At 68.8% G+C, this 13418-nt stretch carries 15 protein-coding genes; 13 read left to right on the forward strand and 2 right to left on the reverse strand.

Annotated features, from left to right (window positions below):
• The first annotated feature begins 239 nt into the window (after positions 1-239).
• The 6 genes from NR792_RS32765 to NR792_RS32790 are packed head-to-tail and all read left to right on the forward strand — an operon-like array spanning position 240 to position 4952.
• Positions 240-1010 (forward strand): TadE/TadG family type IV pilus assembly protein, encoded by a 771-nt coding sequence (locus NR792_RS32765; protein ID WP_375756640.1) that lies wholly within the window; start codon positions 240-242, stop codon positions 1008-1010.
• Positions 1007-2545 carry a hypothetical protein gene (locus NR792_RS32770; RefSeq protein WP_375756641.1) on the forward strand — a complete coding sequence of 513 codons (1539 nt, stop codon included), beginning with the start codon at positions 1007-1009 and terminating at the stop codon, positions 2543-2545. Before NR792_RS32765 ends, NR792_RS32770 begins: the two co-directional genes overlap by 4 nt.
• A complete protein-coding gene (locus tag NR792_RS32775; protein ID WP_375756642.1) occupies positions 2542-3621 on the forward strand; it encodes a hypothetical protein in 1080 nt (359 codons plus the stop codon). Before NR792_RS32770 ends, NR792_RS32775 begins: the two co-directional genes overlap by 4 nt.
• Positions 3615-4484 carry a hypothetical protein gene (locus NR792_RS32780; protein WP_375756643.1) on the forward strand — a complete coding sequence of 290 codons (870 nt, stop codon included), beginning with the start codon at positions 3615-3617 and terminating at the stop codon, positions 4482-4484. Before NR792_RS32775 ends, NR792_RS32780 begins: the two co-directional genes overlap by 7 nt.
• 23 nt (positions 4485-4507) lie before the next feature.
• Positions 4508-4783 (forward strand): hypothetical protein, encoded by a 276-nt coding sequence (locus tag NR792_RS32785; RefSeq protein WP_375756644.1) that lies wholly within the window; start codon positions 4508-4510, stop codon positions 4781-4783.
• The gene (locus NR792_RS32790; protein ID WP_375756645.1) at positions 4767-4952 is read left to right on the forward strand and encodes a hypothetical protein; all 186 of its coding nucleotides are present in this window, start codon (positions 4767-4769) and stop codon (positions 4950-4952) included. The genes NR792_RS32785 and NR792_RS32790 overlap by 17 nt, the downstream gene beginning before the upstream one ends.
• A 34-nt stretch (positions 4953-4986) precedes the next feature.
• On the opposite strand, the gene NR792_RS32795 is transcribed toward NR792_RS32790, so the two are convergent.
• Positions 4987-6186 carry an ABC transporter substrate-binding protein gene (locus NR792_RS32795; RefSeq protein WP_375756646.1) on the reverse strand — a complete coding sequence of 400 codons (1200 nt, stop codon included), beginning with the start codon at positions 6184-6186 and terminating at the stop codon, positions 4987-4989.
• 202 nt (positions 6187-6388) lie between these two features.
• Between NR792_RS32795 and NR792_RS32800 the strand changes: the two genes are divergently transcribed.
• Genes NR792_RS32800 through sufT form a run of 7 tightly spaced genes read left to right on the forward strand, consistent with a single transcriptional unit; the run spans position 6389 to position 12659 of the window.
• Positions 6389-6886 (forward strand): SUF system Fe-S cluster assembly regulator, encoded by a 498-nt coding sequence (locus tag NR792_RS32800; RefSeq protein ID WP_375756647.1) that lies wholly within the window; start codon positions 6389-6391, stop codon positions 6884-6886.
• Positions 6883-8322 carry a Fe-S cluster assembly protein SufB gene (gene sufB / locus NR792_RS32805; protein ID WP_375756648.1) on the forward strand — a complete coding sequence of 480 codons (1440 nt, stop codon included), beginning with the start codon at positions 6883-6885 and terminating at the stop codon, positions 8320-8322. Before NR792_RS32800 ends, sufB begins: the two co-directional genes overlap by 4 nt.
• Entirely contained in the window at positions 8322-9110 is a 789-nt protein-coding gene (sufC, locus tag NR792_RS32810; RefSeq protein WP_375756649.1) for a Fe-S cluster assembly ATPase SufC, read from the forward strand. Before sufB ends, sufC begins: the two co-directional genes overlap by 1 nt.
• Positions 9107-10423 carry a Fe-S cluster assembly protein SufD gene (gene sufD / locus NR792_RS32815; protein WP_375756650.1) on the forward strand — a complete coding sequence of 439 codons (1317 nt, stop codon included), beginning with the start codon at positions 9107-9109 and terminating at the stop codon, positions 10421-10423. The genes sufC and sufD overlap by 4 nt, the downstream gene beginning before the upstream one ends.
• A complete protein-coding gene (locus NR792_RS32820; protein ID WP_375756651.1) occupies positions 10420-11649 on the forward strand; it encodes a SufS family cysteine desulfurase in 1230 nt (409 codons plus the stop codon). The genes sufD and NR792_RS32820 overlap by 4 nt, the downstream gene beginning before the upstream one ends.
• Positions 11646-12098 (forward strand): Fe-S cluster assembly sulfur transfer protein SufU, encoded by a 453-nt coding sequence (gene sufU / locus NR792_RS32825; RefSeq protein WP_143897780.1) that lies wholly within the window; start codon positions 11646-11648, stop codon positions 12096-12098. The genes NR792_RS32820 and sufU overlap by 4 nt, the downstream gene beginning before the upstream one ends.
• 9 nt (positions 12099-12107) lie before the next feature.
• Entirely contained in the window at positions 12108-12659 is a 552-nt protein-coding gene (gene sufT / locus NR792_RS32830; protein ID WP_375756652.1) for a putative Fe-S cluster assembly protein SufT, read from the forward strand.
• Positions 12660-12678: 19 nt separating this feature from the next.
• Here the strand turns inward: sufT and NR792_RS32835 are convergent, their stop codons facing one another.
• Complete coding sequence (locus NR792_RS32835) at positions 12679-13344, reverse strand: type 1 glutamine amidotransferase domain-containing protein (RefSeq protein WP_375756653.1); 666 nt, start codon at positions 13342-13344, stop codon at positions 12679-12681.
• Positions 13345-13418 lie beyond the last annotated feature (74 nt).

The following is a 13418-nucleotide window of genomic DNA, read 5'->3' on the forward strand; positions in this document are numbered from 1 at the left end:
TGCCAGTTCATGCGATTCGTCTCCCTGCGCTCAACGCGAATGCCCGTGCCAACCATGGCATACGCACAGCGTCAAGCACCCTGGACCCCGGCCGGCCCGATAATGTCCGCAAGCCCGGAGGCCGGGCCTGCGTTCCCGGCCACTTGGCCGATTCCCGGGGAACCTACGGGCGGTATGGTAGCGGCACAATGGGTCGGGAAGACTCCCACCTTGGGGTATTTTCAGTACAGGGGCGAAGCATGAGGCGCGGGAGCGAATCAGGCCAGGCGGCGGTGGAGACGGCCATCGTCTTGCCCCTGTTCGTGTTCATGTTGCTGGGCACGCTCCAGCTGGGGCTGATGCACCAGGCCCGGCTCCTGACGAAGTACGCGGCCTACAAGGCCGTGCGCGCCGGCTCCCTGCACAACGCGGACATCCCCACCATGGAGAAGGCGGCCCTGGCGGTGCTGCTGCCCATGGTGAGCACGGCCGCCAGCGGGGGCGCGGAGATCATCAAGCCCATCACCAGCGCCGGTGACTTCAAGTCCAAGTTCGAGTCCGGGGACATCTCCAAGAACAAGATGAACGACGCCTCCGGCCTGAAGTTCGCGGAGGTCACCATCTGTGGCCCCCTCAAGGGGGACATGGGCTCCGGCTCCCACGGCAACAAGGAGATGGACTTCGATGATCCGAAGGTCGCCTCCGGAGACCAGGGCTGGGCGGACAGCCTGCGCACCAAGCTGAGCGTCCAGGTGACGTTCAACTACCGCCTGCCCATCCCGTTCGCGGACGTCGTCATCTACAACATCGCGCGCGGCCGGGACCTGCCGTACGTCCTGCGGCTGGGCAAGGACTCGGACCGCGACGAGTTCATCGTCAAGAAGATGTCCAAGTACGACTCCGCCGCGGACAACAAGCTCTACATCCTGCCCATCCGCGCCACGTACATCATGCGGATGCACTCCAATCTCTACCTCACCCAGAAGGAACTTCCGGAGGAGAACGAATGCATCTTCCCGTTCGAACCGTGAGGTCCGCCTCCCGGCCCAAGCGCGGCCATCGGGGCCAGGCCCTGGTGCTCGCGTGTCTGTCGTTCCTCCTGCTCGCGCTGATGACGACGCTGAGCTTCAACCTGAGCCACGCCCTGCGGGAGAAGATGAGCCTGCAGCAGCACAGCGACGCGCTCGCCTACTCCATGGGCGTCGTGGAGGCGCGCGCGCTCAACTACTACGCGGCCAGCAACCGGGCCATCGCGTCCGCCTACGTGGGCATGACGTCCGCGCACGGCTACATGGCCGCCGCCAGCGCCACGGGCGACATGATGCGCGCCGGCATGATGAGCTTCTTCATCGTCGCGGCCCTGGAGGTGGCGCAGTGCCCGCCCTACAACTTCCAGCACTGCTTCGACGCGCTGGAAGCGGTGATGATCGCCATGGACTACAGCTCCAAGGCCAGCGACTACGACTCCAAGGTCAAGGATGTGGAGGAGAAGTTCAACAAGGTCATCCAGGACCTGAACAAGATGGCCAACGACATCCATGCATCGCAGAAGTCCGCTCACAGCAAGGCGCGCAACGCCGTGCGCAGCGGACAGTCCGCGGATCTGTCGAGGCTGACCGACTACAACGTCCCCGGCGCCAACTCGCTCGACTCATCCGTGGGCGGGCTCAACGCGGAGGAGTTCGACTGCGCGGTGGACGGCATGAACTGCCAGCGCCAGGGCTCCAGCAACAAGGCGCGCGCCCAGGTGATGACGGAGATCTCCAACGCCTCGCGCCCCGGCTGGGCCGCCAACCGCAGCCTGCCCGTCATCATGAACGGGCTGCCCACCTACTTCAAAAGCGACTTCATCAAGGAACTGCTCAAGGACATCCCCCAGGAGGGCACGCACATGGTCGTGGGGCACCAGGGCACGGCCAAGGTCGCCCAGACCAAGAGCAACATCCACGGCCCCGGCCAGGTCACCGGCAACGAGGGCAAGGTCGTCGTCGCGGACGAGCACGGCACCCTCATCTCGCAGTGGCGCCACGGCTTCGGCGTGGGCACGTACAAGGCCCTGGTGGAGAGCAGCGAGAATGGCGGCAGCCACGAGCCCTCCGGCGCCCACTCCGGCCAGCACGACGAGTTCAAGGGCATCAACACCAAGGACCTGATGTCCTGCTCGAGCAGCGGCAACTGCTTCATGAAGTTCCGCGCGGACGACAGCCCCGACACGGACTGGGGCCAGCCGCACGTCTACAGCTACGTCACCAAGCAGTTCTTCGTGGGTGACCCGAAGAAGGCGCCCTGGGAGCTCAACGGCAGCGGCTCCTTCACGCTCACGCACGGCGCCCAGGGCTCCGGCAAGCTGCAGCTCGCGCCCGGCGAGGGCGCGGCGCTCTCCAAGGCGCTCGTCTACTACCACCGCCTGGGCCCCAACGGCTGGAAGGAGGCCCCGGGCCTCTTCAACCCCTACTGGCGCGTGAAGCTGCACCCGTTCACCGCCCAGGAGGCCGCGAAGGTGCTCAACCGCGCCGGCAACGGCGACGCCGCTGACCTCGCCGGCGCCAAGGACCTGGCCCTATGAGCGCTCGGTATCCGCCCTCCCGCCGCGGCCGGGGCGCCGCCTCCGTGGAGATGGCGCTCTCGATGATCGTCCTCATCCCCATCTTCATGTACGCGCTCTTCCTGGACGACCTCCTGCGCTACTCGCTGGATGCCCAGGAGGCCGCGGTGACGACCATCTGGGACTTCACCACGCAGGACTACACCAAGGCGCTCAAGCAGAGCGGCGGCGGGGGCACCGGCCCCCAGGGCGGCAGCTCCAACGTGCAGCACAACGCCCGCCTCACCTACTGCGACCACGAGTCCGGCATCGACCGGCCGGACGTCATGTCCGGCAGCAACTACGCGGACTGCGAGGACCTGGACCACCACCTGGCGGTCGTCGCCCACGTGTGCTGGATGAACGACAAGGCCAAGCAGGTGACGTGCGAGGCGCCGGACACCGGCGCGGCGTCGCTGGGCGGCCTGGCCGGCCAGTACCAGGGCCAGTTCACCAACGGCGGCTACATCGAGTGCTCCGCCCGCGCGGTGGTGGAGAACTACCTGCTGCCCGAGCAGTTCCTGCCGGAGTTCAGCAAGAAGGAGCTGACCAAGAAGAACTGGAAGGGCGAGGGGGACGTCCACGCGAACTCCAAGCTGGGCACGGGTGACAACGGCATCGGCGGCAATGCGTACTTCCTCAAGGAACAGCGCATGAGCATCATCACCGACACCTGGGCGCTGACGGAGGACGCGGACATCTCCCCGTCGGACTCCAGCGGTGAGTTCTACGAGCGCGCGGACTACGTGTACTCGAACGTCAGCAGCGGCGCGCTCATGAAGCAGAGCTTCCTGCGGTTCCGCCAGGCGCTGACGGAGGACCTGCTGGACGGCACCATGCTGTACATGTTCGAGGACTCGCCCAACAACCCGTACGTGTCCATCCACCCGCACCTGGCCAACATGCAGACCCCGGCCAACACCGTGGACCAGGAGGGCAGCACCCGCTACTTCAACCAGGAGTGGCGTGACTGGGACAACGACAAGAACCAGGACACCTACAAGCACGGGCAGCGCGGCGAGTGGTACATGGGGTGCAAGGATCCGGAGTCGTGCTGAAGGAGCTGTCCTCGCATCCCGCCTTCCGCACCGCCGCGGTGCTGGTGTCGGTGGCGGTGGCGGGCATCGTCATCGGCATGGGCATGGAGGAGGCGCGCTACGGGGGCGCCCGCACGGAGCTGGAGCGGGCGGAGGCCGCCGCGGACGAGCTGGACCAGGAGGCGGCGGCGGCGCAGAGCGGCCCCACGCGCTCCAAGCGGGACGAGGCCATCCTGGCGCGCACGCTGTCGTACTTCCCGCCCTATCCCAACGGCGGCCGCCCGGAGGCGCTGTCCGCGGACTACCTGGGGCCGGACACGCCCATCGCGGTGGCGTGGTTCTCCACGCAGGACTCGTCGGACCAGGTGCTGCAGCACTACCGCAAGTTCCTCCTGGATGAAGGCCTGCCCGTGGTGGGCGTGCGCTTCAACGACAACGCCGGCTACGTGGGCTACTGGGTCCCCAAGGACGACGAGGTGCGGCTGATGTCCACGCTGCACCAGGGCGGCGAAACCCTCGTCTTCGTCTCCTCGGCGCGCATGCGCAACTACCTGGAGCGCGCGGGCCGGGTGCCCGCCGGCGTCCCGGTGCCCCGGGGCCTGCAGGACGTGGCGTCCCTGTCCCTGCGGATGGAGGGCGCCACCAACATCACCGTGTCGGGCCGGCTGCTCGACACCACGCTCTCCGAAGCGGAGCAGGCCTACCGCGCGCAGCTGCGCGACCAGGGCTGGAGCGTGGAGGAGGCCCGTCAGGAGGCCTTCCAGGAGACCCAGCTGAGCCTGACGCGCACGGGGCTGCGCGGACAGGCCACCTTGAGGCAACCTGCCGCGCAGCAGTCGGTGGACTTCCACCTGTCCCTGATGCGGGCCCAGGGCGCGCCATGAGTCGCGCGCGTGGAGAGCGAACGATGAGCCGTTTCAAGAAGCAGGTCCTGACCCTGTCCCTGGGCGTGGGCGCGCTGCTGTGGGCCCCCCAGGCCTTCGCTGGCGTCAGCTGCGAGCGCCGCTGCGCGGAGGACAAGGTGAGGTTCGAGAAGGTGTGCAAGGAGAAGGCGAAGAACGCGCAGCCCTACTGCACGAAGGTCGCCGGCCAGGCGAAGGACAAGTGCGTGGACCAGTGCCGCAACGGCAAGAAGGGCGGCGGCGGCACGACGATGGAGGCGCCCCATGAAGACGCGCACTAGCCTGAAGCAGGCCCTGCAGCGCGGGCAGGCCATGTCGGAGTACGGCGTCATCACGGCGGCGTTCTTCGGCTTCACCGTGCTGAGCTGGCCGTTCCTCATCCAGCTGATGCGGGCCCTCAACACCTACTTCCAGTCCATCTACTACATCATCCAGTCGCCCATCCCCTGACGGTCGGGGACGGGCGGCTGGCGTGGACGGCGAGCTACGGCTTCACGGTGGTGACGAACACCGCCTTGCCGCCCTCCACCTTCATCACCACGGCCTGCTTCACCGCGTCGCGGTTGGCGTCCAGGTTGATGGTGCCCGCCACGCCCGGGAAGTCCTTCGTGGCCGCGATGGCGTCCCGCAGCGCGGGGCCTGACGTGTCCGGCGCGCGCTTCATCGCATCCACCAGCAGGCGCGCGGCGTCGTACGCCAGCACCGCCACGCTGTCCGGCACGCTGCCGTAGGCGGCCTTGTACTTCTTGAGGAAGTTCTGGACGACGGGGTCCGGGTTGTCCGGCGAGTAGTGGTTGGAGAAGTAGCTGCCCTCCAGCGCGGAGCCGCCCAGCTCGTACAGCTTGTCGGAGTCCCAGCCGTCACCGCCCAGCAGCGGCACGCGCAGGCCCACCTCGCGCGCCTGCCGCGCGATGATGCCCACGTCCGTGTAGTAGCCCGGGACGAACACCGCCTCCGGCTTCATGTTCTTGATGGACGTGAGCTGCGCGCGGAAGTCCGTGTCGCCCTTGGAGTAGCTCTCGTTGCCGGCGATGGTGCCGCCGAACTCCTTGAACTTCTGGTTGAAGACGTCCGCCAGGCCCACGGAGAAGGCGCTCTTGTTGTCGGTGAGCACCGCCACCTTGTTGAGCTTCAGGTTCTCCCGCGCGAACTTCGCCATCACCAGGCCCTGGAACGGGTCGATGAAGCAGACGCGGAAGATGTAGTCGCCCTTCTTCGTCACCTCCGGGCTGGTGGAGGTGGGCGTAATCATGGGCACCTTGCCCGCCTGCGCCTTGTCCGCCATGGCCATGGACACGGACGACGCGGCCTCACCCAACAGCGCCACCACCTTGTCCTGCGCGATGAGCCGCGTCGCGGCCTGGGCGCCTTCCTCCGGCCGGCCCTGGCTGTCGTAGACGCGCACCACCAGCTTCTGGCCGCGCACGCCGCCCGCGGCGTTGGCCTCCTGCAGCGCCAGGTCGATGCCGTTGCGCGCGGAGACGCCGAAGGTGGCCTCGGAGCCGGTGAGGCTGCCCACCTCGCCAATGAGGATGCTGCCCGCGGGCGGAGGCCCCGGCGGGGCCGTGGTGGCGCCACCTGCTTGCGTGGCGGGCGCGGGCGCGGGGGCCGGGGCGGACTTCTTCTCACAACCCACCAGGGCCAGGGCCAGCGCGGTGAGCAGGAGGGGGAGGGGACGGCGCATCGGTGGGGCTCCTCGGAGGGGAGACGGACACGGAAAGCGGACGGCTCCACCCTAGCTTGCCCGGTGGAGTGCCGCGAACCCGCACCCGACGTGACGGGCAGGGAAGCGCTCTGGATTTGAATGTGGACTGGACCGGTCCACATTACATAAGAGGCCGTCGCGGGCATCGGGCCCGTGGACAGCCACAGGAGACACCCCACACATGCTCCGGATGAGCAAGATGACCGACTACGGCATCGTGCTGATGACCGAGCTGGCGCGCGCGGACGGGGAAACCCGCACCACGCGAGAGCTGGCGGCGCGCACGCATGTCGCCCTTCCGTCCGCGAGCAAGGTCCTGAAGGGGCTCTTGCAGGCGGGGCTGGTGGTGTCGCACCGGGGGGCGAACGGCGGCTACGGCCTGTCGCGTCCGGCGGAGGCCATCTCGCTGGCGGAGCTGGTGTCCGCGCTGGAGGGGCCGGTGTCCCTCACGGAGTGTGGCCAGCACCAGGGCAAGCCCGCGGGCCCCTGTGAGCTGGAGGCCGTCTGCCAGGTGCGCGGCCACTGGCGCCTCATCAATCAAGCCATCCAGGAAGCGCTGGGGAAGCTGACGCTCGCGGACCTGCGCGCGCCCGCGCCCCGCATGCCGGAGCGGCTGGTGGGCCTGGGCCTGCCGACGTCCGCGGCCCTTCCTGCTTCCGCCACGGGAGTCCGTTCATGAGCAGCACCGAAACCATCCAGGAGCTGACGCGCAAGGGCTACCAGGCGGGCTTCGTCACCCAGGTGGAGGCGGACACGCTGCCACCCGGCCTGGACGAGGACGTCATCCGCGTGCTGTCCGCGAAGAAGAACGAGCCGGCCTTCATGCTGGAGTGGCGCCTGAAGGCGTACCGCCACTGGCTCACGCTGAAGGAGCCGACGTGGCAGGCGGTGAAGTACCACCCCATCGACTACCAGGCCATCCGCTACTACTCGGCGCCGAAGCAGAAGCCGAAGAAGGACAGCCTGTCGGAGGTGGACCCGGAAATCCTCCGCACCTACGAGAAGCTGGGCATCCCGCTGGAGGAGCAGAAGCGCCTGCAGAACGTCGCGGTGGATGCCGTCTTCGACTCCGTGTCGGTGGCCACCACGTTCCGGGAGAAGCTCTACAAGGCGGGCGTCATCTTCTGCTCGTTCTCCGAAGCGGTGCGCGAGCACCCGGAGCTGGTGGAGCGCTACCTGGGCACGGTGGTGCCCTTCTCCGACAACTTCTTCGCGGCGCTCAACTCCGCGGTCTTCAGCGACGGCTCGTTCTGCTACGTGCCCAAGGGCGTGAAGTGCCCCATGGAGCTGTCCACGTACTTCCGCATCAACGCGGCGGACACGGGCCAGTTCGAGCGCACGCTGCTCATCGCGGATGAAGGCGCCTCCGTGAGCTACCTGGAGGGCTGCACCGCGCCCATGCGCGACACCAACCAGCTGCACGCGGCGGTGGTGGAGCTGGTGGCGCTGGACGGCGCGTCCATCAAGTACAGCACGGTGCAGAACTGGTACCCGGGCGACGCGGAAGGGCGCGGCGGCATCTACAACTTCGTCACCAAGCGCGGCATCGCGCACCAGCGCGCCAAGATTTCATGGACCCAGGTGGAGACGGGCTCGGCGATTACGTGGAAGTACCCCAGCGTCATCCTCAAGGGGGATGACTCGGTGGGCGAGTTCTACTCGGTGGCGCTCACCAACCACCGGCAGCAGGCGGACACGGGCACGAAGATGGTGCACATCGGGAAGAACACCCGGTCCACCATCGTGTCCAAGGGCATCTCCGCCGGCCGCGGGCAGAACACGTACCGGGGCCAGGTGAAGATGCTCAAGAGCGCGGCGAACGCACGCAACTACACGCAGTGCGATTCGCTGCTCTTGGGCGACGAGTGCGGCGCCCACACGCTGCCGTACATCGAGGTGAAGAACGCGACCGCGCAGGTGGAGCACGAGGCGTCCACGTCGAAGATTGGCGAGGACCAGCTCTTCTACTGCCGGCAGCGCGGCATCTCGCAGGAGGACGCGGTGTCGATGATCGTGAACGGCTTCTGCCGTCAGGTCTTCAAGGAACTGCCCATGGAGTTCGCGGTGGAAGCGCAGAAGCTCCTGGGCGTGAGTCTGGAAGGGAGCGTCGGGTGATGGCGTCGTTGTTGAGCATCCAGGACCTGCACGCCCGCGTGGGCGGCAAGGACATCCTCAAGGGCATCCATCTGGAGATTGGCGCCGGCGAGGTGCACGCCATCATGGGGCCCAACGGCTCCGGCAAGAGCACGCTCGCGGGCGTGCTGGCGGGGCGTGAGACGTATGAAGTGACGAAGGGCTCCGTGCGCTTCGACGGCAAGGACCTGCTCGGCACGCTGCCGGAGGAGCGCGCGAAGGCGGGCGTGTTCCTGGGGTTCCAGTACCCGGTGGAGATTCCGGGCGTGGGCAACCTGCACTTCCTGCGCACGGCGCTCAACGCGCAGCGCCGCGCGAAGGGCGAGGAAGAGCTGGACGCGATGGACTTCCTCCAGCTGGCCAAGGAGAAGGCGAAGCTCGTGCAGCTGGACGCGGCGTTCATGAACCGCTCCGTGAACGAGGGCTTCTCCGGCGGAGAGAAGAAGCGCAACGAGATCTTCCAGATGGCGGTGCTCCAGCCCCGGCTGGCGCTGCTGGATGAGACGGACTCGGGCCTGGACATCGACGCCCTGCGCATCGTCGCGGGCGGCGTGAACGCGCTGCGCGCGAAGGACCGCGCCATGGTGGTGATTACCCACTACCAGCGGCTCCTGGACTACATCGTGCCGGACCACGTGCACGTGATGGCGGCGGGCCGCATCGTGCGCTCGGGTGGACGCGAGCTGGCGCTGGAGCTGGAGGAGAAGGGCTACGGCTGGATTGGCGGGGAGGGCGGCGCCGCCGGCAAGGCGAAGGAGGCCCGGCCATGAGCGCGGCCCACTACGCCGACGTGGCCCGGGCCTTCCAGGCGCGCGGGGATGCGCCCGCGTGGCTTCAGTCGTTTCGTGAGGAGGGCCTGAGCCAGTTCCAGGCGCGCGGCCTGCCCACGTCCAGGGACGAGGAGTGGAAGTACACGCCCGTGGCCACACTGTCGTCGCAGCCCTTCCAGCCCGTGCAGGCTGTCGCCACGGGTGAGGACGTGGCCCAGGCGGTGGCGCGGCTGGCGCTGCCCGGTCCCCGGCTCGTGTTCGTGGACGGGAGATTCGTGCCGGCGCTGTCGGTGCTCTCCGGCCTGCCTCGCGGCGTGGTGCTCAAGCCGCTGTCGCAGGCGCTGCGCGAGGACGGCGCGCTGTTGCAGGAGACGCTGGGCCAGCTCTCCCGGCCGTCGGCGCATGCCTTCACGTCGCTCAACGCGGCGCTGCTGGAGGAGGGCGCGCTGCTCACGCTCGCGCCCCGGGCCTTGAGCGAGGTGCCGGTGCAGCTGCTGTTCCTCGCGCGCGGCGGCGACGGGCCGGTGCTGGCCAGCCCGCGCATCGTCGTGGTGGCGGGCGAGGGCAGCGAGGCCACGCTGGTGGAGACGTACGCGGGGCTGGGCTCCGGGGCGACGTTCACCAACGCGGTGACGGAGGTGTCGCTGGGCGACAACGCCAGCCTGCGCCACTTCAAGCTCCAGGCGGAGGGCGACACGGCGGTGCACCTGGGCGGGCTGTACTCGCGGCAGGGGCGCGACAGCCGCTTCCAGTCGCACGCGTTCTCGTTCGGTGGGGCGCTCGCTCGCAACGAAGTGCACGCGGCCTTCGCGGGCGAGGGAGGCGAGTGCGTGCTCAACGGCCTGTTCGTGGGCCGGGGCACGCAGCACCTGGACAACCGCACGGACCTGGACCACGCGGTGCCGCACTGCTCCAGCCGCGAGCTCTACAAGGGCGTGCTGGATGACCGCGCGCGCGGCACCTTCCACGGGAAGATCCGCGTGCGCGAGGACGCGCAGAAGACGGACGCCAGCCAGACGAGCCGCAACCTGCTGCTCTCCGAGGGCGCGCAGGTGGACGCCCGGCCGCAGCTGGAGATCTTCGCGGACGACGTGAAGTGCGCCCACGGTACGGCGGTGGGCCGGTTGGATGACAACGCGCTGTTCTACCTGCGCTCGCGCGGCATCCCGAAGGCGGAGGCCGAGCGGATGCTGACGCAGGCGTTCGCGAGCGAGCTGGTGCGCGCGGTGCCGGAGGGGCCGGTGCGCGCGCAGGTGGAGGAACTGCTCGCGGGAAAGCTGCCGGGCGCTGCCCGGACGGAGGTGATGGGATGAGCGGCCCTGGATTCGACCTCGCGCGGGTGCGCGCGGACTTCCCCATCCTCCGGCAGGAGGTGCGGGGCCGGCCGCTGGTGTACCTGGACAGCGCCGCCACGGGGCAGAAGCCGCAGGCGGTGCTGGACGCCATCACGCGCTACTACACGCACGACAACGCCAACGTGCACCGCGGCGTGCACATCCTCTCCGAGCGCGCCACGCAGGCCTTCGAGGACGCGCGCGAGACGGTGCGCCGCTTCATCCATGCGAAGGACGTGCGCGAGGTCATCTTCGTGCGCGGCACCACGGAGGCCATCAACCTGGTGGCCGCCACCTACGGCCGCAAGCACGTGGGCCCGGGCGACGAGGTGCTCATCTCCGCCATGGAGCACCACTCCAACATCGTGCCCTGGCAGATGGTGTGCGACGCGGCGGGCGCGAAGCTGCGCGTGATTCCCGTGGACGAGCGCGGCGAGCTCCAGATGGACGCCGTGGACGCGCTGCTCACGGAGCGGACGCGCCTGCTGGCCATCACCCACGTGTCCAACGCGCTGGGCTCCGTGAACCCCATCAAGGAGCTGGTGGCCAAGGCGCACGCGAAGAACATCCCGGTGCTGGTGGACGGGGCGCAGTCGGTGACGCACTTCCCGGTGGACGTGCAGGACCTGGGCTGTGACTTCTACGCCTTCAGCGGGCACAAGCTCTTCGGGCCCACGGGCATCGGCGTGCTGTACGGCAAGCTGTCCATGCTGGAGTCGCTGCCGCCGTACCAGGGCGGCGGGGACATGATCCTCTCCGTGACGATGGAGAAGACCGTCTACAACCGCGTGCCGCACCGCTTCGAGGCCGGCACGCCGGACATGGCGGGCGCGGTGGGGCTGGCCGCGGCCATCCGCTACCTGGAGGCCGTGGGCATGCAGAACGTGTCCCAGCACGACCAGTGGCTGCTCGCGTACGCGACGGAGGCGCTGGCGTCGGTGCCGGGGCTGAAGCTGGTGGGCACGGCGCCGTGCAAGACGGGGGTGCTGTCCTTCACGCTGGAGGACGTCCACCCGCACGACGTGGGCACCATCCTGGACCAGGAGGGCATCTGCATCCGCACCGGGCACCACTGCGCCCAGCCGCTGATGCAGCGCTTCGGGGTGGCGGCCACCGCGCGAGCGTCGCTGGCGCTCTACAACACGCGCGAGGACGTGGACGCGCTGGTGAAGGGCCTGCACAAGGTGAAGGAGGTGTTCGCGTGAGCTCCGACCTCAAGGACCTGTACCAGGAGGTGGTGCTGGAGCACTCCAAGCGCCCGCGCAACTTCCGGGTGGTGGAGGGCGCCACCTGCGCGGCGGAGGGCTACAACCCGCTGTGCGGCGACCAGCTCTCCGTGACGCTCAAGCTGGAGGACGGCGTCATCCGCGACATCGGCTTCCAGGGCCAGGGCTGCGCCATCTCCAAGGCGTCCGCGTCGCTGATGACGGGCGCGGTGAAGGACAAGACGCGCGAGGAGGCCGAGGCCCTCTTCGAGCGCGTGCACACGCTGGTGACGGAGGGGCCGGACAAGGTGGATCCGGAGTCGCTGGGCAAGCTCGCGGTGCTGTCGGGCGTGAGCGAGTTCCCGGCGCGGGTGAAGTGCGCGAGCCTGGCGTGGCACACGCTGCACGCGGCGCTGGATGGCCGCTCCACGTCGGTGTCGACGGAGTAGGGAGGGGACATGCGAGGCGCGATGACGGTCATCGAGCGCGACGTGGACGCGATGCTCATCCCCAGCGGGGACAAGGTGTTGCTGCCGGCGGGCTCGGAGTTGACGGTGGTGCAGACGCTGGGCGGCAACGTCACGGTGCAGGACCCGTACGGCCAGCTGTTCCGCATCGACGAGAAGAACGCGGACGCGCTGGGCGAGGAGTACGCCGCCAAGGCCAAGGCGACGGATGAGAGCGTCACGCCAGGCGAGTTTCACGAGGAGCAGGTCTGGGAACAGCTCCGGACGGTCTACGACCCGGAGATCCCGGTGAACATCGTGGAGCTGGGCCTGGTGTACACCTGCAAGGCCACGCCGCTGGACGAGGGCGGGCAGCGCGTGGACATCGAGATGACGCTCACCGCGCCCGGCTGCGGCATGGGGCAGGTGCTGGTGGAGGACGTGCGCTCCAAGGTGTCCGCGCTGCCCGGCGTGAAGGAGGCGAACGTGGAGCTCGTCTGGGAGCCGCAGTGGGACCAGAGCCGCATGTCGGACGTGGCGCGGCTCCAGCTGGGTTGGATGTGAAGGCCCCGGGCCCTGCTCGCTAGACCAGGGCCTTCCTGCCGCGTGCGACCAGGCCCACCGTGGCCGCGGCGGCGAGTCCGCCCGCGAGCCACCGGGGCCAGCGCGGCGCGGCTTCCTCCGTGGCGCGGCGGGTGATGGCGGGCGACATGCGCTCCGCGAAGAGCCCCACCATCGCGTGCTCGAAGGCGAGCAGGTCGTGCGGTCCCCGGCTGGACACCCAGTTGCCGTCGCGCACCACGGGCTCGTCCGTCCAGTGCGCGCCCGCGTTCTCCATGTCGTTGCGGATGCCCGGCCAGGACGTCACGTGGCGGCCCTCCAGGAGCCCCGCCGACGCGAGCAGCCACGGCCCGTGACAGATGACCGCGATGGGCATGTCCAGCAGGTCCGCGTCCTTCACGAAGTCCAGCGCCAGGGCGCTCTGCCGCAGGAAGTCCGGGTTCATGAAGCCGCCGGGCAGGAGCAGCGCGTCGAAGTCCGCGGCCTTCACCTCGCGCAGGGTGGCGTCCACGCGCACCTTGCGTCCGGGCACCAGCAGGTTCATGCCCCGGATGCGGCCCTTGTGGAGGGAGACGATGGTGACGCTCGCGCCCTCTTTCTCCAGGCGCTTCACCGGCCGCGTCAGCTCCACCTGCTCGAAGCCATCCGCCGCCAGTACGGCCACCCGCATCCCCTTCAGCGTCTTCATTGCCCCGTCCTCCACGATGTCCGTCGATGCCCTACAACCCAAACCTGCACGGTGGACATGCCCTCCTGGGAGGG

It is taken from the genome of Corallococcus exercitus (assembly GCF_042231735.1).
Taxonomy (GTDB): Bacteria; Myxococcota; Myxococcia; order Myxococcales; family Myxococcaceae; genus Corallococcus; species Corallococcus exercitus_B.

Coding starts and splice junctions, on each gene's coding strand:
- NR792_RS32790 (WP_375756645.1), top strand. CDS start 4,767: ATGAAGACGCGCACTAGCCTGAAGCAGGCCCTGCAGCGCGGGCAGGCC.
- NR792_RS32795 (WP_375756646.1), bottom strand. CDS start 6,186: ATGCGCCGTCCCCTCCCCCTCCTGCTCACCGCGCTGGCCCTGGCCCTG.
- NR792_RS32765 (WP_375756640.1), top strand. CDS start 240: ATGAGGCGCGGGAGCGAATCAGGCCAGGCGGCGGTGGAGACGGCCATC.
- sufB (WP_375756648.1), top strand. CDS start 6,883: ATGAGCAGCACCGAAACCATCCAGGAGCTGACGCGCAAGGGCTACCAG.
- NR792_RS32835 (WP_375756653.1), bottom strand. CDS start 13,344: ATGAAGACGCTGAAGGGGATGCGGGTGGCCGTACTGGCGGCGGATGGC.
- sufD (WP_375756650.1), top strand. CDS start 9,107: ATGAGCGCGGCCCACTACGCCGACGTGGCCCGGGCCTTCCAGGCGCGC.
- sufT (WP_375756652.1), top strand. CDS start 12,108: ATGCGAGGCGCGATGACGGTCATCGAGCGCGACGTGGACGCGATGCTC.
- NR792_RS32820 (WP_375756651.1), top strand. CDS start 10,420: ATGAGCGGCCCTGGATTCGACCTCGCGCGGGTGCGCGCGGACTTCCCC.
- NR792_RS32785 (WP_375756644.1), top strand. CDS start 4,508: ATGAGCCGTTTCAAGAAGCAGGTCCTGACCCTGTCCCTGGGCGTGGGC.
- NR792_RS32775 (WP_375756642.1), top strand. CDS start 2,542: ATGAGCGCTCGGTATCCGCCCTCCCGCCGCGGCCGGGGCGCCGCCTCC.
- sufC (WP_375756649.1), top strand. CDS start 8,322: ATGGCGTCGTTGTTGAGCATCCAGGACCTGCACGCCCGCGTGGGCGGC.
- NR792_RS32800 (WP_375756647.1), top strand. CDS start 6,389: ATGCTCCGGATGAGCAAGATGACCGACTACGGCATCGTGCTGATGACC.